Source organism: Streptomyces sp. NPDC045695 (genome assembly GCF_056432025.1).
In genome coordinates this window covers 524,903-548,915 of record NZ_JBWKJU010000003.1, presented here as the reverse complement: position 1 = coordinate 548,915, position 24,013 = coordinate 524,903, and the positions used below count along the sequence as shown (strand labels likewise).

The window sequence follows — 24,013 nt, the reverse complement described above, 5'->3', positions numbered from 1 at the left end:
CCCTGTGGGAGAGTAGGACGCCGCCGAACAATCATTGCGGAAGCCCCGCACCAGCCCTTACGGGTTCGGTGCGGGGCTTTTCTGCGTTTACGGGCCGGTCATCGGGTGCCGCCGAATCGGGCCAGGAGGTGCCAGACCCGTTTGAGGGCTTGCTCGTCGTGGCGGCCGGTGCGGGCCGCGTCGCCGATGATCCGCGGTGTCAGCCGGCCTGAGACGGCTATCTCCGTGCCGAGGTCCACGTACTCCTGGCCGCGGTAGTCGGGGTGGCGGAGCAGCTCGGCGACGGTGAGGCGGAAGCCCGCGTGCCATTCGGTCGGGCAGGGGAGCTTGGCGGCCGCGGCCGCGACCTCCGTGTCCTGGTAGCTGGGGTCCAGTACGAGGGCGGCGACATCGCGATCGAGCCGGACCGGGGTGTGGACCTGCGCCTCGATGTAATCGTCCAGGGCGTCCTGGTTATCGGCCTCCGCCAGGGCTATCAGGGGCATGCGGGCCGCGACTCCGAAGGATTCGGGTTCCAGGTAGCTGTCCGGGTAGCAGAAGGTCGTCCTGGCGAGGGCCTGTGGGGTGAGGCGGAAGTGGGCCGAGCCGAAGCGGGGGGCCGCGCCGGCCGGGTTGTGGCGGTAGTTGAGGGCGCCGTATACGGGGCGGGCTTCGGGTGGGGCTTCGTCGTACGCGCCGCCGAAGATGCGGCTCTCCCACTGCCAGCGGGCTCCGCCCGGGTGGGCGGTGAGGCCGCCGTTGCTCGTGCCCGTGACGAACTGGGAGCGGTACACGCCGTCTTCGGCCAGCGCGGTGAGCAGGGGCAGGCCGCCGAAGTCGCGGTCCGGGTGGAAGTTGAGGGTCACGGCCAGGGACGGGTCCAGGGGCGGGCCGTAGGAGCGTGCGGTGACGTGGCGCAGGGCTTCGACGTGCGGGTTCGGTGAATTCACAGGTGAATTCTGCCCGTTGGGCTCATAGGATCGCGTCCATGAAGGAGTTCCAGCATGTGATACGTCCGGTGCGTCCTGACGAGTGGGAGCAGGTCAAGGCGCTGCGGATCACCGCGCTCGGGGATCCGGCCGCCCCGGTGGCCTTCCTGGAGACCGTCGAGCAGGCCGAGGCCCGTCCCGACGAGTTCTGGCAGGAGCGGGGCCTGGGTGCGTCGCACGGGCGGTCGGCCCGGCAGTTCGTCGCCGTGGCTCCCGACGGGCAGTGGGACGGGACGGTGTCGGTGCTCGTGGAGGAGGGCGGTACCACCGACTTCTTCGACCAGGACGTCGAGCAGACGCAGGGGCACGTGGTCGGGGTCTTCGTGCGGCCCGAGCGGCGGGGGACCGGGCTGACGGAGGCCCTGTTCGGGGCCGCGCTGGAGTGGGCCTGGTCGCTGGAGGAGCCCGTACTGGAGCGCGTGCGGCTGATGGTGCACGAGGAGAACGCGCGGGCCGCTGCCTTCTACCGGCGGTACGGGTTCGTGCCGAGCGGTGCGGTGGTGGCCATGCCGGGGGACCCGGCCGCGAAGGAGCTGGAGTACGTTCTCCCGCGGCCCTAGGGAGCCAGGAGCCAGGGGCTAGTGGGGGGCCGGGTCGAAGGTGGACTGGGGCCAGCGGGTGCGGGCCTGCTCGCGGCTGCGGCACAGGGCCAGCAGGGGGAGCGAGTCGTCCTGGAGCAGCTCGGGGAGCTGGGGGATCGGGGCGACGGCCGCGATGTCCTCCAGGATCAGGGCGAGTGGTGGGTCGAGCCGACCGTGGGATGACCGTACGGCCATGCGGCGGCCGTGCTCGACCACGTGAGAGGCGAGTGCGGTCAGCAGGGGCATCGCACCCGGGTGGGTACGGGGGTCCTCCAGCGGTTCACCCACCACGTAGAGGGTGCCCCCTTCGGCGGCGAACGATGCGAGCGCGAGGGAATCCGCCCGGTTCGGGTTGCAGGCCTCGCGGATGTGGATCGAGGTCAGGCAGGACAGGGCGTGGGCCGTCAGGCTCTGGGCGAGCTCGCGCCGTTGGGGGTGGGCGGTGAGGGCGCTCTCCAGCTCGCCGGCCGCGCCGGGGGCGGCCTGGGGGTGGGTGCGCAGGATGCGGACCGGGTCTTGGGCGCTGTTGCCCTGGGCCCAGCGGTGGAGTTGTTTGAAGGGGCGGTCGTCGAGGGCGGCGGCTTGGAGCCAGCTGCGCAGGAGCGTTTCCGCGGTGTCGGCGACGGCTGCGTCGAGGCGGGCCTGGGGCCGTACGGGGGCGAGCAGGGCGAGGGCGCGGGCGGCGGCGGTGTCGCGGTCGGCGCAGCCCTCGGCCGGGTTCCAGTGCAGGCGGGCCGGGGTGTCGCAGCGGTGGGAGGGGTCGTAGAGGAGGACCGGGCCGAGTTTGGCGCGGGCGTCCTTGGTCTCGGCCCAGAGGGCGGGGGAGGAGGTCACGATCAGCGCGGCCCCCTCGGTCTCGCCGACGCGCTGCACCGCGGCGCGGAGGCGGTCTTCGGGGCCGCCGTACGTGATGCGGCTGGTGGCGGGCGGGCGTGCGGGGGCGTAGCCGAAGCCGTAGCGGTAGGCCTCGTCCACCGGGGGCGCTGCCGGCGCCGGCGCCGGGACGGACGTGGGCGCTGGCGCGGGGAAGACGGGCGGGGGCGCCGGCGTGGGGACGGGCGGCGTGGGTGCCGGCGTCTGCGCGGGAAGGGGCGCCCGGGCCGGTTCGGGCTGCGGGGGTCCGTACCGTACGGGGTCCTGCGCGGCCTGTTTGGCCAGGGCGCGGCGGGACTTGGTGCGGGCGACCACCCCGATCGCGAAGACGGTGAGCACGAACATCACCAGGAGCTGGCTGATGAACAGGCCCCAGAACAGGCCCCAGCCCGAGAGGGCGGCGGGGTCGGTGTCCGGCCAGGCGGCGGCGATGTCGTGCGGCTCCGTTATCAGGGCGCGCACGGCCTCCGGGGTCCGGGTGAAGGTGACCGTGTCGGGCCAGGCGCCCTTCGCGAAGACGGCTCCGAGGCCGGTGGCCGACCAGACGAGGACCGCCAGGCCCAGGAGGAAGGCCAGCAGGGCGACGAGCAGGCCGTCGGGGATGCCGCCGCCGCGCGCGGGGGGCTGCGTACGGGGTGCGTCGTGCATGGTCAGGCCACCGTGGTCGCGGAGCCGGGGCCGCTGCTGCGGCGGCGTTCGATGGCGAGGGCGCGTTCCTCCGCCTCCAGTTCGGCGGCCAGCATGTCGTCGTGCAGGAGGGTGGGGGCGGAGGACTCGGTCATGGCGCGGTCGGTGAAGACCAGGGGGCGTTCGGCTTCGGTGATGAGGTGTTTGACCACTTGGACGTTGCCGTTGACGTCCCAGACCGCGATGCCGGGGGTGAGCGTCGGGATGATCTCGACCGCCCAGCGGGGCAGGCCGAGGACCCGACCCGTGGCGCGTGCCTCGTCGGCCTTCTGGGCGTAGATGGTGCGGGTGGAGGCCATTTTGAGGATGGCTGCGGCCTCGCGTGCGGCGGCGCCGTCGACGACGTCGGAGAGGTGGTGGACGACGGCGACGAAGGACAGGCCGAGGCGGCGGCCGAACTTGAGCAGGCGCTGGAACAGCTGGGCCACGAAGGGGCTGTTGATGATGTGCCAGGCCTCTTCGACGAGGAAGATCCGCTTCTTGCGGTCGGGGCGGATCCAGGTGTGTTCCAGCCACACGCCGACGATCGCCATGAGGATGGGCATGGCGATGGAGTTGCGGTCGATGTGAGACAGGTCGAAGACGATGAGGGGCGCGTCGAGGTCGATGCCGACGGTGGTGGGGCCGTCGAACATGCCGCGGAGGTCGCCGTCGACGAGGCGGTCGATGACGAGGGCGACGTCGAGGCCCCAGGCCCGGACATCGTCTATGTCGACGTTCATCGCTTCGGCGGATTCGGCCTCGGGGTGACGTAGCTGTTCCACGATGTCGGTCAGGACCGGCTGGCGGTCGCGGATGGTGTCGACGACGTAGGCGTGGGCGACCTTGAGGGCGAAGCCGGCGCGCTCGTCGAGGCCGTGGCCCATGGCGACCTCGATGATGGTCCGCAGCAACGCGAGCTGTCCGGTCGCGGTGATCGCCGGGTCGAGGGGGTTGAGGCGGATCCCGTCGTCGTTGGCGGCGATCGGATCCAGGCGGATGGGGGTTATTCCCAGCTGCTGGGCGATCAGGTTCCACTCGCCGACGCCGTCCTCACCCTGGGCGTCGAGGACGACGACCTGGCGGTCCTTGAAGCGGAGCTGGCGCAGGACGTACGTCTTCTCCAGGGCGGACTTGCCGTTGCCGGATTCGCCGAGGACCAGCCAGTGGGGGGCCGGGAGCTGTTGGCCGTAGAGCTGGAAGGGGTCGTAGATGTAGCCCTTGCCGCTGTAGACCTCGCGGCCGATGATGACGCCGGAGTCGCCCAGTCCGGGGGCCGCGGTGGGCAGGTAGACGGCTTGCGCCTGCCCGGTGGAGGTGCGTACGGGCAGGCGCGTGGTCTCGACTTTGCCGAAGAGGAAGCTGGTGAAGGCGTCCGTCAGGGCGGACATGGGATCTCGCATGGGCGGCACTTCCCTCCAGCTAGCGTCGGATGCCGGTGGCGAACGGCAAGGTATTGACGAAGGCGCGGTGGTGCTCGCGGTCGCACCATTCCAGCTTCAGGTAGGACTTGCCGGCGGAGGCGCGGATGGTGCGCTTGTCGCGGGCGAGGGCTTCCGGTGAACGCGAGGACACGGTGATGTACCCGACCAGGTTGACTCCTGCCGCACCGCTGGCGAGATCTTCACCTCTTTGGTCGAGCCGGCCGTGGGCGGCGATGTCGCGGGGGTCGACGGTGCGGTTCATCTTGGCGGCGCGGCTGGCGTCGGCCTCGTCGTTGGTCTTCTCGGTGAGCATGCGCTCGATGGCCACCTCGGTGGGCTCCAGGTCCATGGTGACGGCGACGGTGCGGATCACGTCCGGGGTGTGGACGAGGAGGGGGGCGAGGAAGTTGACGCCGACGGGGGTCATCGGCCACTCCTTGACCCAGGCGGTGGCGTGGCACCAGGGGGCGCGGGTGGAGGACTCGCGGGTCTTGGCCTGGAGGTAGGTCGGTTCGACGGCGTCGAGCTCGGCCGGCCAGGCGTTGCGCTTGGTCATGGCCTGGATGTGGTCGATGGGGTGGTCGGGGTCGTACATGGAGTGCACGAGGGAGGCGAGGCGGCCCTGGCCCAGCGGCTGGCGGACGCGGATGTCGGCCTCGGCGAGGCGGGCGCAGATGTCGGTGAGCTCGCGGGCCATGACGATGGCGAGGCCGGCGTCGCGGTCGAGCTTGCGGCCCTTGTGGGGGGTGGAGGCGCGGGCGATGGTGACGGCTTCGGCGGCCAGCTCGCGGGTGTAGTGCATGCAGGCGACGAGGTAGGCGCGGTGCTGCTCGGAGGAGGTGGACACCATCGACTGGAGCTGGTCGTAGGAGTCGCGCAGCCAGCCGGGGGCCCGGGTGTCCCCGCGCTGGGCCACGTCCTTGGCGTGCGCGTCGGGGTCGGCGGGCAGGGTGCGGGCGAGCATCTGGAGGCGGGTGACGAAGCCGTCGCCGTTGGCCACGTGCTTGAGGAGGGTGCCGAAGCGGTCGACGAGGGCCTCTTGGTCCTCGCTGTCGCGCAGGCCGACGCCGGGGCCCTCGATCTCGATGGCGGCGGTGACGGTGCGGCGGTCCGCGTGGAGCAGGACGGCGATCTCGTCGGGGCCGAAGGGGGCGGCGAGCCAGCTGATGCGGCCGATGCCGGGGGGCGGGCCGACCTCGACCTCGCGGCCGTCGGAGCCGCGGATGCCGGCTTCCATGGCGCCCGAGCGGTACGTGGTACCGCGGCGCAGGGTCCGCTTGTAGCTGCGGCTGATCTCGAACCAGCGGTAGAAGGTGCGCCCCTTGTACGGGACGTACACGGCGGCGAGCGCGAGCATCGGGAAACCGGCGAGGCTGACGATGCGCAGGGTGAGGTCGGGGACGAGCAGTCCGCTCATCATGCCGAAGAACGCCCCGGCGATGATCAGGGCGATCTCGCCGGTCTCGCGGTTCTTGCCGACGATCGCGTTCGGCCGGGCCCGGCCGATGAGATACGTGCGGCGGGGTGCGACCGGGTGCATCTGATGGGACTGGGTCGTCAACGCCCGTCACCTCCTGTGTTCCTCGTACCAGAACTCGTACTCGTGCTCGTGCGGGGCGGGGGTGCGGCGGAGGGGACAGATCCGCCGCCGGGCCCGCCGCCGGAGGGGCGGCTGCTGTGGGCGGCCACGCCTCCGGAGAGGGGGTTGGCGGGGCGGGGTGCGCTGCCGCCGCCGTCGCCGCCGCGGTGGGCTCCGCGGCTGCTGTGGGTCTTGATGCCCTGCGAGACGAGGGAGGCCGGGGAGCTGATGACGGCGGCTGCCTGGGCGCCGTCGGTGGCCTTGCTGCGGTTGGAGCGGGCGGAGGCGATCTCGTCGCCGAAGCCGGGGACGAAGCGGTAGATCATCGCGGAGGCGAAGATCGCCAGGAGGATGATGGCGAGGCCGGTGACGACGGCGGAGAACGCGCCCGGGCCCTTCTCGCCGGTCAGGGCTCCGGCGAGGCCGAGGACGATGACGATGACCGGCTTCACGAGGATGACGGCGATCATGATGCCGGCCCAGCGGCGGACGTGGCCCCAGAGGTTGCGGTCGACGAGCCCGGAGTACACGACGACGCCGAGGAGGGCGCCGACGTAGAGGAGGGCGGCCCGGATGAACAGCTCCAGGAAGAGGATGCCGGCGGCGAGGACGGTGACGAGGGCGACGACGATCAGCATGATCGGGCCGCCGCCGATGTCGTCGCCCTTCTTGAGGGCTTCGGAGAAGGAGCCGAAGAAGACGTCGGTCTGGCTGCCGGTGGCGGAGGCGATGACCTCGGTGACGCCGTCGGTGGCGGAGACGACGGTGTAGAGGACGAGGGGGGTGAAGGCGGAGGCGAGGACGGTGAGCCAGAGGAAGCCGATGGCTTCGGACATGGCGGTGGTGAAGGGGACGCCGCGGACGGCTCGCTTGGCGACGGCGAAGAGCCACAGGACGAGGGTGAGGATGGTGGAGGCGGCGAAGACGACGGAGTACTGCTTGAGGAAGGCGGGGTTGGTGAAGTCGACGTCGGCGGAGCCCTTGACCGCTTCGCTGAGCTTGGTGACGATCCAGGCGGCGGCGTCGGCGCAGCCCCTTGCCAGGGAGGCGAGGGGGTTGAGGGCGTCGGCGGGGTCGGTGGGGCCGAGGCCCGTGCGGGGGGCTCCGCCGGTGCTGCCTTGGCCGCGCTCGCAGTATTGCTTGGCCGGGCCGATGAGGAGATCGCACGGGTTGTTGCTCGCCTGCGGCGTAGGCGTAGGCGTAGGCGTAGGCGTAGGCGTGGGAGCGGCGTAGGCAGTAGAAGCCAGCGCCATGACGGCCAAGTGTACGGAGGCGACGACGCCTGCCTTGAGCCGGAGGCTACCGGGCATAGGTGAACCCTCCGAAGTCCTTGATGGCCTTGCTGATGTCGTCAGACGTGGAGGCTTGCGTATCACCCGGTACTGGAGCGGGGCCATCCGTCTGATCGTCGGAGACGACCCGCCAGTCGTCTCCGGACCAAGTAAGCGAGAACGTCCAGGTCTTCCACACGGTTCGCACCGGGTCGGTGGACTGGGGCCCCGACATGCCGATGAGGCCCATGTACCAGACGGATACCTTGGCGGCAGCGGGGCTGTAATTTTCGATTCTCGTGCCGACGGGAACTGTCCGAGAGACGAACGTGCTGCCCTGCGGAGCATTGCCGTTGGCGTCGAGGCCCATCTGGCTGAGGAATGCGGCCGAATAGGCCTGGTCCAGCGGGCCCTTAAGCTGCCCTCCGGCCTCGGGCGTGTAGATCCCGTCCACGATGGCCTTGCGGCTGTCCTTCTTGAACATGCCGTCGGAGCCGAGCACCACCGCATAGTTGGCGGCGGCCGACTGCGCGCCCTGTTCGTCGTGGGCGAAGCCTCTGGGGATGCCGGAGGCTTTGCCGGTGACGGGGAGGGTGCCCGTGGCCGTCGTCGAGGAGGCGGCCGGGGCGTTGTCCGCGGGTTTGTTTTCCGGGGTGTCGGGGGTTTGGTTCGCGAACGCGATGGCGGCGATGAGGAGGACCACCACGCCGACCACCGTGACCAGGCTGCGGGTGGGGCGGGGGGCGCGGCGGGTGGGGCCGTACGGGTCGGCGGGGGAGTCCGGGAGGCGGGTGCGGGTCTGGCCCGTGCCGCCGACCTCGCCGTGGCCGCCGCCGTACTGGTCGTCGTTGCTCATTGCGTTTCGGCCCCCTCCGCGTCGTACGACGGTAGCGCTGGTTCCCGCGTAGGCGCGGTGTGGTGAGTCCTCATCAGGTACGGCCGCGGTGGCCCGGCTAGACGGCCATTCCGTAGACGATGGTGAAGAGGGTGCCGAGGGAGCCGATGATGAAGACTCCGGTCAGGCCGGCCACGATCAGGCCCTTGCCCTGTTCCGCGCTGAACGTGTCGCGCAGGGCCGTCGCGCCGATGCGCTGTTTGGCCGCGCCCCAGATGGCGATCCCGAGGCAGAGGAGGATCGCCACGGCCATGACCACCTCGATCATGACCTTCGCTTCGTTGCCGAGACTGCCGAACGGCCCCCAGTTCGGGGCGATTCCGCCGATGATGGTGGTGATGTCGCCCTTTTCGGCTGCCAGGATCATGTAACTCACCGCCCCTGTATGGGTAGTTCCGGAAGGCCCCGGCCCGACGGCAGGGGTTACGCACTATCTTCGCTGATGAAACCGCCGTCGTCGTCGACTTGACGGGTCTCTTTACCCGATCTCGCGGCCCGCACCCTGCCTGCGCGCTCTGACCAGCGAGAATGTGCGGTCACTCTGTGTATCACGGAGGGTGACGCCGGGCAATGATTGTCGTCTCGGCGTACGGGGGGTGGGGCGAGGGGCCGCCGTTCGGAGTAACGGGTGCGTGGGCTTGGTCCGACTCGCCGATATTTGTACGACATGTCGGTTGGTGTCTTCGTTGGTCCGCACGGGGCGTTGTCAGTGGTGCCCGGCAGGCTGATGGCATGACGACGACTCCGTGGACCCTTGCCGATATCGAGGCGGCCATCCGGGCGGGATGGTCGGCCGAGACCTCCGAGCCCGCGGGCATTTCGGGGATCTCCTGGACGGCCGAGAATCCGGCCTGGGGGCAGTGCGACATCACCGCCGTCGTGGTGCAGGACATCGTGGGCGGGGAGCTGGTGGTCGGAGAGGTGTTCCTCGACGGCCGGCAGGAGGGCTACCACTGGTGGAACCTGCTGCCCGGGGGGATACGGATCGACCTGACGCGGGAGCAGTTCCGGCGGGGCGAGGTGGTGACGCCGGGCAGGGTCGTGACGCGGCCGCCGGGGCGGCTGTCGAGGCGCTGGGAGGAGTACCAGCTGCTGCGGCAGCGGGTCATCGACAAGTTGGGGCCGTTGCCGGGGGTGGTGTGGGTGCCGGGCGGCAGCGGGCCGGGCGGGCGGGTGCCCGGCGCGCGGAAGCTGGCTTACACGGACTTCGGGGGGCCGGGGGCGCCGCTGCTCGCGCTGCACGGGCACTTCGGGGAGGGGTCGGTCTTCGCGGACCTGGCGGGGGAGGTCGGTCCGGCGTGGCGGGTGATCGCCCTGGACCAGCGGGGGCACGGGGATTCCGACCGTGCGGGGGAGTACACGCGGGAGGGGTACGTCGCGGACGCGGCGGCCGTACTGGAGCACCTCGGGCTCGGTCCGGCGGTGGTGCTGGGGCATTCGCTGGGCGGGGTCAACGCGTACCAGCTCGCGGCGCGGCGGCCGGATCTGGTGCGGGCGGTGGTGGTCGAGGACATCGGGGCGGTGGTCGAGGACGACCTGTCCTTCGCGAGGCAGTGGCCTCGGCGGGCCGCGACCCGGGCCGGGTTCCTGGCGGGGGTGGGGAGTGCGGCGCCGCACCTGGCGGGGTCCCTGCGGGAGCATGCGGACGGGTGGGGGACGGCGTTCGAGGTGGAGGACATGGTGGAGTCCCAGCGGGGGCTGAACGGGGACCACTGGGGGGACTGGCTGGAGGTGCGGAGGCCGACGCTGCTGGTGCGGGGGGATCGGAGCCGGGTGTTGTCGGCGGAGCATGCGCGGGAGATGACCGTGCGGAGGGCGGGGGTGCGGTTGGTTGAGTTGCCGGCGGGGCATGCGGTGCGGATGGGGGATCCGGAGGGGTTTTTCGCCGCCGTGCGGGGGTTTTTGGCGCGGGTGTGACGCCGGTCCCCGTGGGTGGGGGGTCGGGGCGGGGCCGTTGCCGGGGCTCCGCCCCGGGCCCCGCGCCTCAAACGCCGGCGAGGCTGGAAGTGGCCGGCGGGGTCTGCAAGGGCGGGCTAGGTCCAGTGGGTGGGGTGGGTGAGGGTCGGGGGGATTTGGGTGGTGGGGGTGCCTTGGGCTGCGTTGAGTTGGGGTTGGGTGAGGAAGATGGCGCCTCGGAGGTCCGCGCCGCGGAGGTTGGCGTCGCGGAGGTCTGCGCCGATCAGGTCGGCCGTGCGGAGGTCGGCGTGGCTGAGGTCGGCGGCGATCAGGTAGGCGCCGCGGAGGTTCGCGCCGCGGAGGTTGGCGGCGCAGAGGCGGGCGCCCATCAGGTCGGCGCCGCGGTGGTTCTTCTTGCGGCCCGGGACCTTGGCCCGTACGAGCTCGCTGGTCTTCAGGAGCAGGGTGTTGGCGTCCTGGCGCAGGGCGGCGACGTCCAGGTCCGCCAGGGCGGCCGCGTCGGCGCGCGTCCATTGCTCCGTGTCGGCCAGGGCGCGGCGGAGCTGCGCGTGGACCGGGGCGGCGTCCGGGAGGGTCAGGGCCTCGTTGATGTAGAAGAGCAGCTCGTGCAGCTGTCGCATCACCGGGAAGGCCTCGAACATCGGGCGGGCCGTGCCGGGGTGGGTGCGCCAGTCGCGGCCGCCGAAGGTGACCTGGGAGATCTGCTGGCCCGCGCCGAAGCAGTCGAAGACGGTGCAGCCCTGGAAGCCCTGGTCGCGCAGCCGGGTGTGGATCGTGCAGCGGAAGTCCTGCTGAAGGTTCTTGCAGGGGGTCCCGGCGGGCTTGTTCACGGCGAAGTCGTTGGACTTGGCGAAGGGGAGGGCTACGCAGCAGAGCGCGAAGCAGTTCGCGCAGTCCGCCTGGAGGACTGGGAGAGTGGTGGGCACTCGTTTATTGTCACCCGTCGCCGGCGGCGGGGGTTGATCCGGGGAGGGGGCGAGGTGAGTATCGCCGCATGACAGAAGTGATCGCAGTCGCCGTTATTACTCTCCTCGCCGTGATCAGCCCGGGCGCCGACTTCGCCATGGTGGTCCGCAACAGCTACCTCTACGGGCGGCCCACCGGCCTGTTCGCCGCCGCCGGGGTCGCGGCGGGCGTGCTGGTCCACGTCTCGTACACGATGCTCGGGGTCGGTCTGCTGATCGCCTCCTCCACCGCGCTGTTCACCGCGATCAAGCTGGCGGGCGCGGCCTACCTGGTGTGGATCGGGATCCGGACCTTCCGGGCGCGGGCCGAGGTGACCGTGGACCTGGAGGCGAAGCCGGGGCTGACCGGGGCGGCGGCGATGCGGTCGGGGTTCTTGACCAACGTGCTGAATCCCAAGACGACGCTGTTCGTCGTCTCGACCTTCACGCAGGTCGTCAACCCGGACACGCCGGTGTGGCAGCAGGCGGGCTACGGGGTGTTCATGTCGGCGGCGCACCTGGGCTGGTTCGGGGCGGTGGCGCTGTTCTTCTCCGACTCCCGGCTGCGCGACCGGATGCTGAAGGCGCAGAAGACGCTGAACCGGGCCATCGGGTCGGTGCTGGTGGGGCTGGGGGTGGGGCTGGGGTTCGCCCGCTGAGCGGTCGGCCCGGGGCTGGTGCCACCGGTTACCTGTCGGTAGCGTGCAGGGTATGGGCGCTGTCGAGGGGTTCTTCGAACGAGTTGATGCCGGGCGGTTCACCGCCACCGAGTACACGCGCGGCCCCTGGGACCCGGGCTCGCAGCACGCCGGGCCGCCGGCCGCCCTGCTCGGGCGGGCGGTCGAGGAGCGGCCGGGCGCGCGGGCGGACATGCGGATCGCCCGGATCACCTACGAGATCCTGCGCCCGGTGCCGATCGGCGACCTGGAGATCACCACCAGCGTGGTCCGGGCCGGGCGCAGCACCGAGGTGGTCGAGGCCGCCCTCGGCCCGGTGGGGGCGGCGCCCGTGATGCTGGCGCGGGCCCTGCGGATCAGGGTCGCGCCGGAGGCGGTGCCGGCCGTGGCGGCAGGGCCGCAGCTGCCGCCGCCGGGGGAGGTGGAGGTGACGCCGTTCTTCCCGGTGCCGTGGGAGCGGGGCTACCACTCGGCCATGGAGACCCGGTTCACGCATGGCGCGTTCGTCGAGCTGGGCCCCGGGACCTGCTGGATGCGGATGAAGGTGCCGCTCGTCGCGGGGGAGGAGACCAGGCCGCTGGACCGGGTGCTGATCGCCGCCGACTCGGGCAACGGCATCAGCTCGGTGATGGACTTCGGGCGCTACGTGTTCATCAACAGCGACCTGAGCGTCCACCTGCACCGCCATCCGGTGGGCGAGTGGGCCTGCGTGGAGGCCCGTACGAGCGTGGACGCGGCCGGGATCGGGCTGGCCGACGCCCAGCTGCACGACGAGAAGGGGCCCATCGGCCGCAGCGCGCAGAGCCTCTTCATCGCTCCCCGCTAGGACGCGGCCGGGCCGGGGTGTGGTGGTTGGGGGGTGGCTGGTGGGTCAGGCCCCGCGAGCCCGGCCCGACCCACCAGACACCCCTAACCCGGCTGCGCCGTAAGGCAGTCGGTGTGGCAGGCTCGGCCGGGTGGAGGCGCTCAGCTCGACCGATCCGGCCCGTATAGGGGCCCACGCACTGCTCGCCCGGCTCGGCGCCGGTGGCATGGGGCAGGTGTACCTCGGGCGTTCCCCGGGTGGGCACCTGGTGGCCGTCAAGGTCATCCGGGACGAGATCACCGGCCATCCGGAGGCGCTGGCGCGCTTCCGCCGGGAGGCCGGGACGGTGCGCGCGGTGCGGTCGGCGTACACGGCGAACCTGATCGACGCCTCGCTGGCGGCGCCCCCGTTCTGGATCGCCACCGAGTACGTGGCCGGCCCGACGCTCGCGCACGCCGTCGGGGCGGGCGGGCCCTTGCCCGCCGAGACCTGCCGCCGGCTGTTCGCGTCGCTCGCGGAGGGCCTCGCGAGCGTCCACGCGTACGGGGTCACGCACCGGGACCTCAAGCCGCAGAACGTGATCCTGGGCGCGCAGGGCCCGCAGCTCATCGACTTCGGCATCGCGCGCGGGGTGGAGGACACGGCCCTGACCCAGGACGGCCAGGCGCCGGGGACTCCGGGGTACACCGCGCCCGAGGTGCTGCTGGGCGGCGAGGCGGGGCCGGCCGCGGACGTGTTCGCGCTCGGGGCGACGCTCGCGTACGCGGCGACCGGGCGGCCCCCGTTCGGTACGGGCGTGGCGGCGACGGTGAGCTACCGCGCGGTGCACGAGCCGGTCGACGTGGCGGGGGTGGAGCCGGAACTGGCGGCGCTGATCGGGGCCTGCGTGGCGAAGGACCCGGCGGCCCGCCCCGGTCCGGCCGAGGTCATCAGCCGCTGCGGCGTGCGGGACGCGCTGGTGGACGACCCGGTGTACGTGGGGCTGGGCGCGCTCGGGGAGCCGGTGCCGGTGCACGAGATGCACACGCAGGGGCCCGGGTATCCGTACGTGCCCACGCAGCAGGCGCACCCGGCGTACGAGGCGCAGCCCGCGGGGCCGGAGCGCCCGGCCGGTCGGCGGCGCGGGGCCCTGGCCGGTGCGGGGGTGGCCGTGGCGGTGGCGCTCGCGCTGGCGGCGTGGAAGCTGATGCCGTTCGACGGCAGCCGGGACGAAGCCGGAGCCGCCGGTTCCACGGCCATGCCGCCCGCAGCGGCATCCGGCGGCCCGGCGTCCGGCGGCCCGGCATCCGGCAGTCCGGCGTCCGGTGGGCAGGCGCCCGGGGCCGCCGCCTCCAAGGGCGGTGCCAAGCCCCCGGCCCCCTACATCGAGAACAACCGGATCTCGCGCTACCTGTGGACGCCGTCCTCCGACCCGGACAAGGCCGCGCACGGGGTCGGCCAGTGCAACCAGGTCCCCGAGGCGAAGGCGCCGGGCGCCGACTTCCAGTACTCGGTCTCGACCACCCGCTCCGACCCCGGCCCCGGGGCGGCGCCGGGCACCTCCGTCCGCATCAGCATGCGCGTCAAGTACGCGGAGATGGCGCAGACGGCACCCGATCCGTACTACGTGGCCGTGGCGGTCAAGTCCCCGCACGACATCTCACCGGACACCGGCAAGCCCTTCCCCATGGACAACAGGGCCGTCGGCTACACCAGCAAGCCCGCCGACGTCTACACCCACTGGAAGTCGGGCGGCGACCTGACGCTGACGTACCCGGACGACTTCGCGCTGCACGCCGCGGGCAAGACGTGGCCCGCCGTGCCCGTCGGCAACGACCCGGGGGACTGGACGGTGGTCTTCTACCACGTCGAGGATGACCCTACGAAGTACGACAGCATCGCCTGCACCGGCTTCCAAGTGGGGTAGTAAACATGCGACACGGCCGAATCGCACGTTGAAGTGACGGGGATGGGGGAGGGTTGACGGGTGCGCAGATTCTGGATGGCCGGTGGGATCGGGATCGGGCTGTGTCTGACCTTCGTGGCGCTGCTCGTCGTGGGGACGTACTCGGCCGCGGCGGGCCTGGCGGGGGCGGCGGGCGCGGGCGGCCGCGCCGTGGGCCTGACCAAGGGGGCGGTGCCCGCCAAGTACCAGACACTGGTGGAGAAGTGGGGCGCTCTGTGCCCCGCCATCAGCCCGCCGCTGCTGGCCGCTCAGCTGTACTCCGAGAGCGGCTGGAACCCGAGCGCCGTCAGCCCGGCGGACGCGCGCGGTATCGCGCAGTTCATCCCGGGCACCTGGGCGGGGCACGGCATCGACGGGGACGGCGACGGGGACCGGGACATCTGGGACCCCAATGACGCGATCCCCTCCGCCGCTTCCTACGACTGCGAGCTGGCCAAGGACGTGGCGAGCGTGCGCGGCGACGCGACGTCGAACATGCTGGCGGCGTACAACGCGGGTGCCTACGCGGTCATCAAGTACGGGGGCGTGCCGCCGTACAAGGAGACCCAGGGCTACGTGAAGGCCATCACGACCCTGGCGAAGAGCTTCGAGCGGCCGGTGGGCCGGGTGGCGCCCTCGCAACAGGCCGCCGGGGCCATCTACTTCGCGCAGAAGCAGCTGGGCACGCCGTACCTGTGGGGCGGTAACGGAACGCCCGACCAGGACGGGCGGTTCGACTGCTCGGGGCTGACCAAGGCGGCGTACGAGACGGTGGGGATCCAGCTCCCGCGGGTCGCGAACGACCAGTACAACGCCGGGCCGCACCCTTCTCGCGATCAACTGCTGCCCGGTGACCTCGTGTTCTTTTCCGATGATCTGACGAACTCCCGGACGATCCGGCACGTCGGGCTCTACGTGGGCGGCGGCTACATGATCAACGCCCCCTACACGGGTGCCGTGATCCGCTTCGACAAGATCGACACACCGGACTACTTCGGTGCGACACGCGTGACCAAGGACGGCGCGGAGGCCCTTCCGGAGCGTTCCGCTCCTGGTCGGACGCCCTAGCAACTCTCCGTAAGGCAAAGGCCCTGAGCTGCGACGACGTGTCACTCTTCGATAACGTTGGAGTGATCATTCGGTGGAGAGTGGAACGCAGTCGCCAGAACGGGCGTTCCATGAACGCGGGGGTTGATCAAGTGGGGGGCGAAGGGGCGCACACAGGCGTGCGCCCGCAGGGGAACCACGGCAAGGGCAAGGGGCCGCATCACCATGGCTGGACTCACAACAGGTGGGCCGAACGTGGATGTCAGCCTGCTGTACGAGGTCAACGGACAGGCCCGGCAGGCCCCGGGCTGGCTGGACCGGGCCGTGAGCCTGGCCGGTGAGTACGGAATCCTGCTGGCCCTGGTGCTCCTGGTCCTCTGGTGCTGGCGCGCCGCCCGCCGCCAGGACGAGGCCGCGGCCGTCGAGTCCTTCGCCGCGCTGGTGTGGGCCCCGCTGGCCGCCGCGCTGGCCCTCCTCGTGAACGTGCCGCTGCGTCAGTTCGTCGGCCGCCCGCGGCCGTTCCGCCAGCACGAGGGCCTACAGGTGCTCGATCCCGGCTTCGGCGCGGAGATCGGGAACACCGGCTTCTCCTTCGTCAGCGGCCACACCACCCTCGCGATGGCCCTGGGCGTGGGCCTGTTCGTCGCCAAGCGGAAGTACGGGGTGCTGGGCATCGGGCTCGCGCTCGCCGAGGGCTTCTGCCGCGTGTACATGGGCGTCAACTACCCGACCGACGTGATCGGTGGGCTCGCGCTCGGCACCGCCGTCGTGCTGGTGCTCGCGCCGCTCGCCATGGCGGTGCTGGCCCCCGCGGTGCGGGCGGTGGCGCGCTCCCGGCGCCTCGGGCGGCTCGTACGGTCCAAGGGCCGGTCCCTTCCGCGGCCGGTCGGCCTGTCGCAGGCGCAGACCCCGCCCGCGGGGCAGCGTACGCACGAGAGCGACCTCGCCGCCTGACCCGTACGGGCGGGCCCGTCAGGTCTGCGCGTACGAGTCCCATACGGCGAGCAGGACGGCCACCAGGAGGCACAGCCCCGCCGCGCCGAAGCAGACGCGGACCGCTGGCGGGCGGGGGCGGGGCGTCACGGATCGCCGCCGTCAGTGTCACCCTCGCGGCGGTACTGGGAGCGCAGCCACAGGCCGGTGGTGACGGCCGCGGCGGAGGTGACCCCGACGGCCAGGGCCACGTCGGCCGGTCTGTCCGCCGAGCCCACGGGTCGCGCCCGGGCCGCGGCGGCCGGGGCGGACACGATGAGCAGGGCCCAGAAGAGGGCTGCGACGCGGGGTGCGGATCCTGGCATGAGTCAAGGGCATCCGCTGCGGCGCGCCCCGGCCAGCCGGGCCGTCCGAACGGGCGAGGGCGGAGACGGGCGAGAGCGGAGACGGGCGAGAGCGGAGACGAGCCACCCTGACGCGGCCGGGCCCTGACACGGCCGGGCCCTGACACGGCCGGGCCCTGACACGGCCGGGCCCTGACACGGCCGGGCCCTGACGCGGCCGGGCGCCGATACACCCTGGGGTCGTCGGGCTACCCCGCCGGGTGGCTGGCGGCGTCCTTGCGGGCCAGATCGCGGGAGCGGCGGGCCGGGCCGGTCCATCCGCAGGTGCAGACGGCCAGGCAGAACGAGCCGCGTTCGGCGGTGGACGTGGCGTGGCCGGCGGCGGGTGGCTGGACCGCGGCGTCCGGCCGAGGGAGCGGCACGGAGGCGAGCGGAGGGAGCGGGGGCGCGTCGGTCTGCGGTTCCACGGCTCCACGGTACCTGGGGGGACGGCGGCCGGGGAGCCCTGCGGCCCGTGACGGGAAACCCCGGACCTCGTTAACCGGAGCGGGTGGGGCCTCGGGCAAACAGCGGTCATGCGTTGGGGGTTGGCAGGCGATGGTAGTTCACCGGCACAAGCGTCGGCGCGAACGTGCGGGTGAGGCGTTGCTCGCCGCCGGCGTCACCCTGGCGGTCGCCGCGATGAGCGGGTGCGCGGGCGGCGCTGGCAGCGACGACCGGCCTCCGGCGGACCCGGCGGCGGTGGTCCGCGGGGCCGCCGACGCCTTGGCGAAGACGGGGAGCGCGCGGGCCCGTACGGCCATGGAGATGGCCACGGGCGGCACCCGGGTCACGATCCGCGGTGAGGGCGGCGTCGACTTCAAGAACCGGATGGGCCAGCTCCTGGTGATGCTCCCGGCCGACGTGAAGGGCAAGGCGGAGCACCGGCCCATCACCGAACTGCTCGTGCCGGGCGCGCTCTACATGAAGAACCGGGGCGCGGGCGTGCCCGTCGACAAGTGGGTCCGGATCGACACGACGGCCCTCGCCGACGGGAACCTGGTCACGGGCGGGGCCACCGATCCGCTGGTCGCGGCCGAGCTGCTGCGCGGGGCGCAGGAGGTGACGTACGTCGGGGAGACCGAGGTGGCGGGCACCAAGGTGCGGCACTACCGGGGGACGACCGACATCGGGCGGGCCGCGCGCAGTGCCGTGCCGGAGCTGAGGGGAGCACTGGAGGCGGCGGCGAAAGGGTTCAGCACGGACTCGGTTCCGTTCGACGCCTACCTGGACGAGGAGGGGCGGCTGCGGAAGGTCCGGCACCGCTTCACCTACGTCAACAATGGCGTGATCGATGTCTCGTCGACCACGCTGCTGTACGGGTTCGGGACGCCGGTGACCGTCGTATTGCCCGCAAGCGGGGACATTTACGCGGGGAAGATCGCCGAATAGGGCGGCGGCTGGGGCGATCGGGCCATGGGCCGGTATCCGGAAATGGTCCATCCGTGTCATGCGGGGGGAGGCGTCGCCTCCCTACGCTGAGGAGTCGGGCGCCGGCGAATGCCGGTGGTGGACGGTGGCAGATTGAGGTGACACGCGTGACTCCCGCAGGCGGTACGACGGTGCAGGACCACGTGGCTCTCGCCGAGATCGAGCTCTGCGGTGAGCTGATCATCGCGGCGTCCGCGGCGGCCGAGGAGCGGCTCAGCCAGGACCGGATCGACGAGGTCCTGATGGGGATCTGGGCCGGCTGACGCGCCCTGTCCTCGGGCTCTGCCCCAGACCCCGCGCCTCAAACGCCGGCGGGGCTGAAAGAGCGCCTCAAACGCCGGCGGGGCTGGTGCGGCCCTACTGGAGTGGTGCGCGGGGCGGAAATGGTCATGTGCGCAGGAGGCGGGCGATGGCCTTCGTGGCCTCTTCGACCTTGGTGTCGATCTCGGTGCCGCCCTTGACCGCCGCGTCGGCGACGCAGTGGCGCAGGTGTTCCTCCAGGAGCTGGAGGGCGAAGGACTGGAGCGCCTTCGTGCTCGCCGAGACCTGGGTGAGTATGTCGATGCAGTAGACGTCCTCGTCGACGAGCCGCTGGAGGCCCCGGATCTGGCCCTCGATCCGGCGCAGCCGCTTGAGGTGCTCCTCCTTCTGGTGGTGGTAGCCGTGGACCGCTCCGCCGTCGTGGGGGTTCCCCGCCGCCTCGATGGTCGTCATACGTCCTCCCGTGCTGCGGAATGAGGGGTGCATGGGCGCATACCCCTCATGGGTATAGGGTACTGGGCCCCGGCCGAAGGGGCAGGGGTCCCGTGGTCTCACTCTGCCTGATGGAGGACACTGGGGAACCGCCGGTTAGCCGTGGCCGGGGGATGCGCCTAGCATCAGCCTGACCGAATCCAATGCACCCCGAGGACCTCACGTGCGATTTCGTCTGACCCCCAGGGAGACGAGCTTCTACGACATGTTCGCCGCATCCGCGGACAACATCGTCACAGGCTCCAAGCTCCTCATGGAACTGCTCGGAGCGGACTCCTCCGCCCGGGCCGAGATCGCGGAGCGGATGCGGGCTGCGGAGCACGCGGGAGACGACGCGACCCACGCGATCTTCCACCAGCTGAACTCCTCCTTCATCACGCCGTTCGACCGCGAGGACATCTACAAGCTCGCCTCGTCGCTCGACGACATCATGGACTTCATGGAGGAGGCCGTCGATCTCGTCGTCCTCTACAACGTGGAGGAGCTCCCCAAGGGAGTCGAGCAGCAGATCGAGGTGCTGGCGCGCGCGGCCGAGCTGACCGCCGAGGCCATGCCGCACCTGCGGACGATGGACAACCTCACCGAGTACTGGATCGAGGTCAACCGGCTGGAGAACCAGGCGGACCAGATCCACCGCAAGCTGCTCGCGCAGCTCTTCAACGGCAAGTACGACGCCATCGAGGTGCTGAAGCTCAAGCAGATCGTCGACGTGCTCGAAGAGGCGGCCGACGCGTTCGAGCATGTTGCGAACACGGTGGAGACCATCGCGGTCAAGGAGTCCTGAACCTCGTGGACACCTTCGCTCTGGTCGTGACCATCGGCGTCGCGCTCGGCTTTACGTATACGAATGGTTTTCACGACTCCGCGAACGCGATCGCGACCTCCGTCTCGACGCGGGCGCTGACCCCGCGCGCGGCGCTGGCGATGGCCGCCGTCATGAACCTCGCCGGTGCCTTCCTGGGCAGCGGGGTGGCCAAGACGGTCAGCAAGGGCCTGATCGAGACGCCGCACGGCAACCGGGGCATGTGGATCCTCTTCGCGGCGCTGGTCGGCGCGATCGTGTGGAACCTGATCACCTGGTACTTCGGCCTGCCCTCGTCCTCCTCGCACGCGCTGTTCGGCGGCATGGTGGGCGCGGCGCTGGCCGGCGGCATCGACGTCCTGTGGGACGGCGTGGTCGAGAAGGTCGTCATCCCGATGTTCGTCTCCCCGGTCGTCGGCCTGGTCGTCGGCTACCTGGTGATGGTGGTCATCCTGTGGCTCTTCCGCCGGGCCAACCCGCACAAGGCGAAGCGCGGCTTCCGTATCGCGCAGACGGTGTCGGCGGCCGCGATGGCGCTGGGTCACGGCCTCCAGGACGCCCAGAAGACGATGGGCATCGTGGTGATGGCGCTGGTCATCGCCGACGTGCAGGCCGCGGATGCCGCGATCCCGATCTGGGTCAAGATCGTGTGCGCCGTGATGCTGTCGCTGGGTACGTACGCGGGTGGCTGGCGGATCATGCGGACGCTCGGCCGCAAGATCATCGAGCTGGACCCGCCGCAGGGCTTCGCGGCCGAGACCACCGGCGCCTCGATCATGTTCGGCTCGGCGTTCCTCTTCCACGCGCCGATCTCCACCACCCACGTGATCACCTCGGCGATCATGGGTGTGGGCGCGACGAAGCGGGTGAACGCGGTCCGCTGGGGCGTGGCCAAGAACATCATCCTCGGATGGTTCATCACGATGCCGGCCGCGGCCCTGGTCGCCGCGGTGAGCTTCTGGATCGTGAACCTGGCGTTCGTCTAGGCAGGACGAGAACCGTCTGGGCAGGTACGAGAACGGGCCGGCTCCCCCCACCCAGGGGGAGCCGGCCCTTTTCTTTCTCTCGCCGTGCGGTGGCACCGCCATGCAGCACCGCAGGACGCGGGGGTCACGCGGCGCAGCCGCGTGAGGTCTCGTCCGGCCGCTCTAGCCGAAGCGGCCGGAGATGTAGTCCTCGGTCGCCTGCACGGACGGGTTCGAGAAGATCCGGTCCGTGTCGTCGATCTCGACGAGCTTGCCCGGCTGGCCGACCGCCGAGAGGTTGAAGAAGGCGGTGCGGTCCGAGACGCGGGCCGCCTGCTGCATGTTGTGCGTCACGATGACGATCGTGAAGCGCTCCTTGAGCTCGCCGATCAGGTCCTCGATCGCGAGGGTGGAGATCGGGTCGAGCGCCGAGCAGGGCTCGTCCATCAGCAGGACCTGGGGCTCGACCGCGATGGCGCGGGCGATGCACAGGCGCTGCTGCTGGCCGCCGGAGAGGCCGGAGCCCGGCTTGTTGAGGCGGTCCTTGACCTCGTTCCAGAGGTTGGCGCCCTGGAGGGACTTCTCGACGATGTCCTGGAGCTCGGACTTCTTGAAGGAGCCGTTCAGCCGCAGGCCGGCCGCCACGTTGTCGAAGATCGACATGGTGGGGAAGGGGTTGGGGCGCTGGAAGACCATGCCGACCGTGCGGCGGACGGCGACGGGGTCCACGCCGGGGCCGTACAGGTTCTCGTCGTCCAGGAGCACCTTGCCCTCGACGCGGCCGCCGGGGGTGACCTCGTGCATGCGGTTCAAGGTGCGCAGGAAGGTGGACTTGCCGCAGCCGGAGGGGCCGATGAAGGCGGTCACGGAGCGGGGTTCCACGGTCATCGAGATGTCGTCGATGGCCTTGTGGGCGCCGTAGAAGGCGGACAGTCCGCTGACGTCGATTCGCTTCGCCATGAGGGTCACTTCGCTTTCATAGGTCGCGTCAGCGACCGGTCTTCGGGGCCTTCCAGCGGGCGATGCCGCGGGCCACCAGGTTGAGGATCATGACGAAGGCGATCAGTACGAGCGCTGCGGCCCATGCCCGGTCGTAGGAGGCTTCACTGCCGACCTTGTACTGCTCCCAGATGTAGAGCGGGAGCGAGGACTGGGCGCCTTCGAAGGGGTTGCCGTTGATCAGCTGGGAGCCGAAGACGAGCAGCATGATCGGCGCGGTCTCGCCGGTGATGCGGGCGACGGCCAGCATCACGCCGGTGGAGATGCCGCCGATGGCGGTGGGGAGCACGACCTTGAGGATCATGCGCCACTTCGGCACGCCGAGGGCCAGGGCGGCCTCGCGCAGCTCGTTCGGGACGAGCTTGAGCATCTCCTCGGTGGAGCGGACCACGACGGGCATCATCAGGATCGACAGGGCCATGGCACCGGCGAAGCCGGAGGGGCCGAAGCCGAGCATCAGGTTCCAGGTCGTCAGGATGAACAGGCCCGCGACGATGGAGGGGATGCCGGTCATGACGTCGACGAAGAAGGTCACGGCCTTGGCGAGCGGGCCGCGGCCGTACTCCACGAGGTAGACGGCGGTCAGCAGGCCGACGGGGGCCGCGATCAGGGTGGCCAGGCCGACCTGTTCGATGGTGCCGAGCAGGGCGTGGTAGACGCCGCCGCCCTGGTCGAAGCTGGTCACGCCGTTCATGGAGTGGCCGAGGAAGTTCCCGTCGAGGAGCTTGGCGCCGCGGCTGACCGTGGTCCACATCAGCGAGAACAGCGGGACGATCGCGAGGACGAAGCAGACCCACACGACGGAGGTCGCGACGCGGTCCTTGGCCTGGCGGCGGTTCTCGATCACCGCGCTGGCGGTGTACGTGACGGCGACGAACAGCAGGGCCGCGATCAGGCCCCACTGGACCTTGCTGTGCAGGCCGAAGACGAGGCCGGTGCCGCTGCCGAGGACGATCGAGAGGACCGCGATGCCGGCCGGGGCCCAGCGGGGCAGGCCGCCTCGGGTGAGGCTGGAGGGGGCGGCGGACTTGGTGGCCCGCGTGGGCCGCTGGTCCTGGAGTGTGTGGCTCATCAGGCGTTCGCCCCCGAGAAGTCCTTGCGGCGAGCGATGATCAGGCGGGCTGCACCGTTGACCAGCAGGGTGAGCAGGAAGAGGACCAGACCCGAGGCGATCAGCGCGTCCCGGCCGAACTCGTTGGCCTCGTCGAACTTCGCGGCGATGTTCTGCGCGAAGGTGCCGCCGCCCGGGTTCAGGACGTGGAACGAGATCAGGAAGCTCGGGGAGAGCACGGTCGCTACGGCCATGGTCTCGCCCAGCGCGCGGCCGAGGCCGAGCATCGAGGCGGAGATGACCCCGGAGCGGCCGAAGGGCAGCACCGCCATCCGGATGACCTCCCAGCGGGTCGCGCCGAGGGCCAGGGCGGCCTCCTCGTTCATGCGCGGGACCTGGAGGAAGACCTCGCGGCTGACGCTGGTCACGATCGGCAGGATCATGATCGCGAGCAGGATGCCGACGGTGAAGAGCGAGCGGGCGACGCCGACCTGGGTCTTGTCGAAGACGTAGGTCCAGCCCAGGTACTCGTCGAGCCAGAGGTTCAGGCCGTTCAGCTGCGGGACGAGGAAGAGCGCTCCCCAGATGCCGTAGATGATCGACGGCACGGCGGCCAGCAGGTCGACGACGTACGCGAGGGGCGCGGCCAGCTTGCGCGGCGCGTAGTGCGAGATGAACAGGGCGATGCCGACGGCGATCGGAACCGCGATGGCCATCGCGATGATCGAGCTGACGACGGTGCCGAAGAGCAGGACGGCGATGCCGAAGACGGGCGGGTTGGCCGACGCGTTCCAGTCGAAGGTGGTGAGGAAGTTCCCCTCGTTCTTCGACAGGGCGATCGAGGCGCGGTAGGTGAGGAAGGCGGCGATCGACGCCATGATCACCAGGAGCAGGATGCCGGAGCCCTGGGAGAGCCCGGCGAAGATCTTGTCACCGGCGCGGCCGGTGGACCTCGTGCTCCTGGTGACCGGCGGAGCCGTGTCTGTCTGGGCGGGTGTGGTGGAAGCCATGGTCTTTCCGGTCTGTGTGGGGGGCAGGCCCCCTGGCGGCGGTGCACCGGATTCCCCCGGGTGAAGGGGGGTTTCCGAGATGCCGGCTGCCCGGACGGGGGTGGCCGGCACCTCG

Annotated in this window: 25 protein-coding genes; 11 read left to right on the top strand and 14 right to left on the bottom strand. The window is 71.1% G+C overall.

Features of this window, described 5'->3' with window-relative positions; genetic code table 11:
* Positions 1-98 precede the first annotated feature (98 nt).
* Positions 99-929, bottom strand: a complete 831-nt coding sequence (locus AC07DU_RS08925; RefSeq protein WP_479110417.1) for a DUF3626 domain-containing protein — start codon at positions 927-929, stop codon at positions 99-101.
* A 38-nt stretch (positions 930-967) separates the two neighbouring features.
* On the opposite strand from AC07DU_RS08925, the gene AC07DU_RS08920 reads away from it, so the two are divergent.
* On the top strand, positions 968-1,528 hold the full coding sequence (locus AC07DU_RS08920; protein ID WP_479110415.1) for a GNAT family N-acetyltransferase: 561 nt from the start codon (positions 968-970) through the stop codon (positions 1,526-1,528).
* Between the two features lie 18 nt (positions 1,529-1,546).
* On the opposite strand, the gene AC07DU_RS08915 is transcribed toward AC07DU_RS08920, so the two are convergent.
* The 6 genes from AC07DU_RS08915 to AC07DU_RS08890 form a co-directional block, all read right to left on the bottom strand.
* A complete protein-coding gene (locus AC07DU_RS08915) occupies positions 1,547-3,070 on the bottom strand; it encodes a P-loop NTPase family protein (protein ID WP_479110413.1) in 1,524 nt (507 codons plus the stop codon).
* A gap of 2 nt (positions 3,071-3,072) precedes the next feature.
* A complete protein-coding gene (locus AC07DU_RS08910) occupies positions 3,073-4,491 on the bottom strand; it encodes an ATP-binding protein (RefSeq protein WP_360894379.1) in 1,419 nt (472 codons plus the stop codon).
* Positions 4,492-4,510: 19 nt separating this feature from the next.
* Positions 4,511-6,073, bottom strand: a complete 1,563-nt coding sequence (locus tag AC07DU_RS08905; protein WP_479110411.1) for an SCO6880 family protein — start codon at positions 6,071-6,073, stop codon at positions 4,511-4,513.
* A complete protein-coding gene (locus tag AC07DU_RS08900) occupies positions 6,070-7,344 on the bottom strand; it encodes a hypothetical protein (protein ID WP_479110409.1) in 1,275 nt (424 codons plus the stop codon). Before AC07DU_RS08900 ends, AC07DU_RS08905 begins: the two co-directional genes overlap by 4 nt.
* Positions 7,345-7,390: 46 nt before the next feature.
* Positions 7,391-8,218, bottom strand: a complete 828-nt coding sequence (locus AC07DU_RS08895; RefSeq protein WP_479110407.1) for a DUF8175 domain-containg protein — start codon at positions 8,216-8,218, stop codon at positions 7,391-7,393.
* Between the two features lie 97 nt (positions 8,219-8,315).
* Positions 8,316-8,624 (bottom strand): hypothetical protein, encoded by a 309-nt coding sequence (locus tag AC07DU_RS08890; protein WP_008742356.1) that lies wholly within the window; start codon positions 8,622-8,624, stop codon positions 8,316-8,318.
* Positions 8,625-8,989: 365 nt separating this feature from the next.
* Here AC07DU_RS08890 and AC07DU_RS08885 point away from each other — a divergent pair, with 365 nt between their 5' ends.
* The gene (locus tag AC07DU_RS08885; RefSeq protein WP_479110405.1) at positions 8,990-10,174 is read left to right on the top strand and encodes an alpha/beta fold hydrolase; all 1,185 of its coding nucleotides are present in this window, start codon (positions 8,990-8,992) and stop codon (positions 10,172-10,174) included.
* Positions 10,175-10,290: 116 nt separating this feature from the next.
* Here the strand turns inward: AC07DU_RS08885 and AC07DU_RS08880 are convergent, their stop codons facing one another.
* Positions 10,291-11,100, bottom strand: a complete 810-nt coding sequence (locus tag AC07DU_RS08880) for a pentapeptide repeat-containing protein (RefSeq protein ID WP_479110403.1) — start codon at positions 11,098-11,100, stop codon at positions 10,291-10,293.
* A gap of 68 nt (positions 11,101-11,168) precedes the next feature.
* Here AC07DU_RS08880 and AC07DU_RS08875 point away from each other — a divergent pair, with 68 nt between their 5' ends.
* The 5 genes from AC07DU_RS08875 to AC07DU_RS08855 all read left to right on the top strand — a co-directional run bounded on the left by AC07DU_RS08875 (position 11,169) and on the right by AC07DU_RS08855 (position 16,525).
* Positions 11,169-11,777, top strand: a complete 609-nt coding sequence (locus AC07DU_RS08875; protein ID WP_360894361.1) for a LysE family translocator — start codon at positions 11,169-11,171, stop codon at positions 11,775-11,777.
* Positions 11,778-11,829: 52 nt separating this feature from the next.
* On the top strand, positions 11,830-12,621 hold the full coding sequence (locus AC07DU_RS08870) for a thioesterase family protein (protein ID WP_479038159.1): 792 nt from the start codon (positions 11,830-11,832) through the stop codon (positions 12,619-12,621).
* 130 nt (positions 12,622-12,751) lie between these two features.
* Positions 12,752-14,506 (top strand): serine/threonine-protein kinase, encoded by a 1,755-nt coding sequence (locus AC07DU_RS08865; RefSeq protein ID WP_479110401.1) that lies wholly within the window; start codon positions 12,752-12,754, stop codon positions 14,504-14,506.
* 75 nt (positions 14,507-14,581) lie between these two features.
* Positions 14,582-15,592, top strand: coding sequence for a C40 family peptidase (locus tag AC07DU_RS08860; RefSeq protein ID WP_479038252.1), 1,011 nt, complete (start codon positions 14,582-14,584; stop codon positions 15,590-15,592).
* Between the two features lie 204 nt (positions 15,593-15,796).
* Positions 15,797-16,525, top strand: a complete 729-nt coding sequence (locus AC07DU_RS08855; RefSeq protein WP_479038165.1) for a phosphatase PAP2 family protein — start codon at positions 15,797-15,799, stop codon at positions 16,523-16,525.
* A gap of 125 nt (positions 16,526-16,650) precedes the next feature.
* On the opposite strand, the gene AC07DU_RS08850 is transcribed toward AC07DU_RS08855, so the two are convergent.
* Positions 16,651-16,869: a hypothetical protein gene (locus AC07DU_RS08850; protein WP_366868435.1), complete on the bottom strand. Its 219-nt coding sequence runs from the start codon at positions 16,867-16,869 to the stop codon at positions 16,651-16,653.
* Between the two features lie 227 nt (positions 16,870-17,096).
* Entirely contained in the window at positions 17,097-17,315 is a 219-nt protein-coding gene (locus AC07DU_RS08845) for a hypothetical protein (RefSeq protein ID WP_479038169.1), read from the bottom strand.
* 130 nt (positions 17,316-17,445) lie between these two features.
* On the opposite strand from AC07DU_RS08845, the gene AC07DU_RS08840 reads away from it, so the two are divergent.
* Both AC07DU_RS08840 and AC07DU_RS08835 read left to right on the top strand, forming a co-directional pair.
* Positions 17,446-18,279 carry an SCO4651 family lipoprotein gene (locus AC07DU_RS08840; RefSeq protein ID WP_360894349.1) on the top strand — a complete coding sequence of 278 codons (834 nt, stop codon included), beginning with the start codon at positions 17,446-17,448 and terminating at the stop codon, positions 18,277-18,279.
* 146 nt (positions 18,280-18,425) lie between these two features.
* Positions 18,426-18,581, top strand: a complete 156-nt coding sequence (locus tag AC07DU_RS08835) for a hypothetical protein (RefSeq protein ID WP_360894414.1) — start codon at positions 18,426-18,428, stop codon at positions 18,579-18,581.
* Between the two features lie 124 nt (positions 18,582-18,705).
* Here the strand turns inward: AC07DU_RS08835 and AC07DU_RS08830 are convergent, their stop codons facing one another.
* A complete protein-coding gene (locus AC07DU_RS08830; RefSeq protein ID WP_479038172.1) occupies positions 18,706-19,032 on the bottom strand; it encodes a metal-sensitive transcriptional regulator in 327 nt (108 codons plus the stop codon).
* A 202-nt stretch (positions 19,033-19,234) separates the two neighbouring features.
* On the opposite strand from AC07DU_RS08830, the gene AC07DU_RS08825 reads away from it, so the two are divergent.
* Together AC07DU_RS08825 and AC07DU_RS08820 are read left to right on the top strand one after the other, a co-directional pair.
* Positions 19,235-19,855 carry a DUF47 domain-containing protein gene (locus AC07DU_RS08825; protein ID WP_243631357.1) on the top strand — a complete coding sequence of 207 codons (621 nt, stop codon included), beginning with the start codon at positions 19,235-19,237 and terminating at the stop codon, positions 19,853-19,855.
* Between the two features lie 5 nt (positions 19,856-19,860).
* Positions 19,861-20,859, top strand: coding sequence for an inorganic phosphate transporter (locus tag AC07DU_RS08820; RefSeq protein WP_360894342.1), 999 nt, complete (start codon positions 19,861-19,863; stop codon positions 20,857-20,859).
* A gap of 162 nt (positions 20,860-21,021) precedes the next feature.
* On the opposite strand, the gene pstB is transcribed toward AC07DU_RS08820, so the two are convergent.
* The 3 genes from pstB to pstC are packed head-to-tail and all read right to left on the bottom strand — an operon-like array spanning position 21,022 to position 23,898.
* Complete coding sequence (pstB, locus tag AC07DU_RS08815; protein WP_360894338.1) at positions 21,022-21,798, bottom strand: phosphate ABC transporter ATP-binding protein PstB; 777 nt, start codon at positions 21,796-21,798, stop codon at positions 21,022-21,024.
* A 28-nt stretch (positions 21,799-21,826) separates the two neighbouring features.
* A complete protein-coding gene (pstA, locus tag AC07DU_RS08810) occupies positions 21,827-22,909 on the bottom strand; it encodes a phosphate ABC transporter permease PstA (RefSeq protein ID WP_479110399.1) in 1,083 nt (360 codons plus the stop codon).
* A complete protein-coding gene (pstC, locus tag AC07DU_RS08805; RefSeq protein WP_479038180.1) occupies positions 22,909-23,898 on the bottom strand; it encodes a phosphate ABC transporter permease subunit PstC in 990 nt (329 codons plus the stop codon). The genes pstA and pstC overlap by 1 nt, the downstream gene beginning before the upstream one ends.
* Between the last annotated feature and the right edge of the window lie 115 nt (positions 23,899-24,013).

What these genes read in the sequence shown, in the direction of transcription:
- AC07DU_RS08900 (WP_479110409.1), bottom strand. Translation starts at nt 7,344, where the DNA reads ATGGCGCTGGCTTCTACTGCCTACGCCGCTCCCACGCCTACGCCTACG.
- AC07DU_RS08840 (WP_360894349.1), top strand. Translation starts at nt 17,446, where the DNA reads ATGGTAGTTCACCGGCACAAGCGTCGGCGCGAACGTGCGGGTGAGGCG.
- AC07DU_RS08855 (WP_479038165.1), top strand. Translation starts at nt 15,797, where the DNA reads ATGGCTGGACTCACAACAGGTGGGCCGAACGTGGATGTCAGCCTGCTG.
- AC07DU_RS08870 (WP_479038159.1), top strand. Translation starts at nt 11,830, where the DNA reads ATGGGCGCTGTCGAGGGGTTCTTCGAACGAGTTGATGCCGGGCGGTTC.
- AC07DU_RS08895 (WP_479110407.1), bottom strand. Translation starts at nt 8,218, where the DNA reads ATGAGCAACGACGACCAGTACGGCGGCGGCCACGGCGAGGTCGGCGGC.
- AC07DU_RS08890 (WP_008742356.1), bottom strand. Translation starts at nt 8,624, where the DNA reads ATGATCCTGGCAGCCGAAAAGGGCGACATCACCACCATCATCGGCGGA.
- AC07DU_RS08850 (WP_366868435.1), bottom strand. Translation starts at nt 16,869, where the DNA reads ATGCCAGGATCCGCACCCCGCGTCGCAGCCCTCTTCTGGGCCCTGCTC.
- AC07DU_RS08910 (WP_360894379.1), bottom strand. Translation starts at nt 4,491, where the DNA reads ATGCGAGATCCCATGTCCGCCCTGACGGACGCCTTCACCAGCTTCCTC.
- AC07DU_RS08830 (WP_479038172.1), bottom strand. Translation starts at nt 19,032, where the DNA reads ATGACGACCATCGAGGCGGCGGGGAACCCCCACGACGGCGGAGCGGTC.
- pstB (WP_360894338.1), bottom strand. Translation starts at nt 21,798, where the DNA reads ATGGCGAAGCGAATCGACGTCAGCGGACTGTCCGCCTTCTACGGCGCC.
- pstC (WP_479038180.1), bottom strand. Translation starts at nt 23,898, where the DNA reads ATGGCTTCCACCACACCCGCCCAGACAGACACGGCTCCGCCGGTCACC.
- AC07DU_RS08915 (WP_479110413.1), bottom strand. Translation starts at nt 3,070, where the DNA reads ATGCACGACGCACCCCGTACGCAGCCCCCCGCGCGCGGCGGCGGCATC.
- AC07DU_RS08875 (WP_360894361.1), top strand. Translation starts at nt 11,169, where the DNA reads ATGACAGAAGTGATCGCAGTCGCCGTTATTACTCTCCTCGCCGTGATC.
- AC07DU_RS08885 (WP_479110405.1), top strand. Translation starts at nt 8,990, where the DNA reads ATGACGACGACTCCGTGGACCCTTGCCGATATCGAGGCGGCCATCCGG.
- pstA (WP_479110399.1), bottom strand. Translation starts at nt 22,909, where the DNA reads ATGAGCCACACACTCCAGGACCAGCGGCCCACGCGGGCCACCAAGTCC.
- AC07DU_RS08860 (WP_479038252.1), top strand. Translation starts at nt 14,582, where the DNA reads ATGGCCGGTGGGATCGGGATCGGGCTGTGTCTGACCTTCGTGGCGCTG.
- AC07DU_RS08920 (WP_479110415.1), top strand. Translation starts at nt 968, where the DNA reads ATGAAGGAGTTCCAGCATGTGATACGTCCGGTGCGTCCTGACGAGTGG.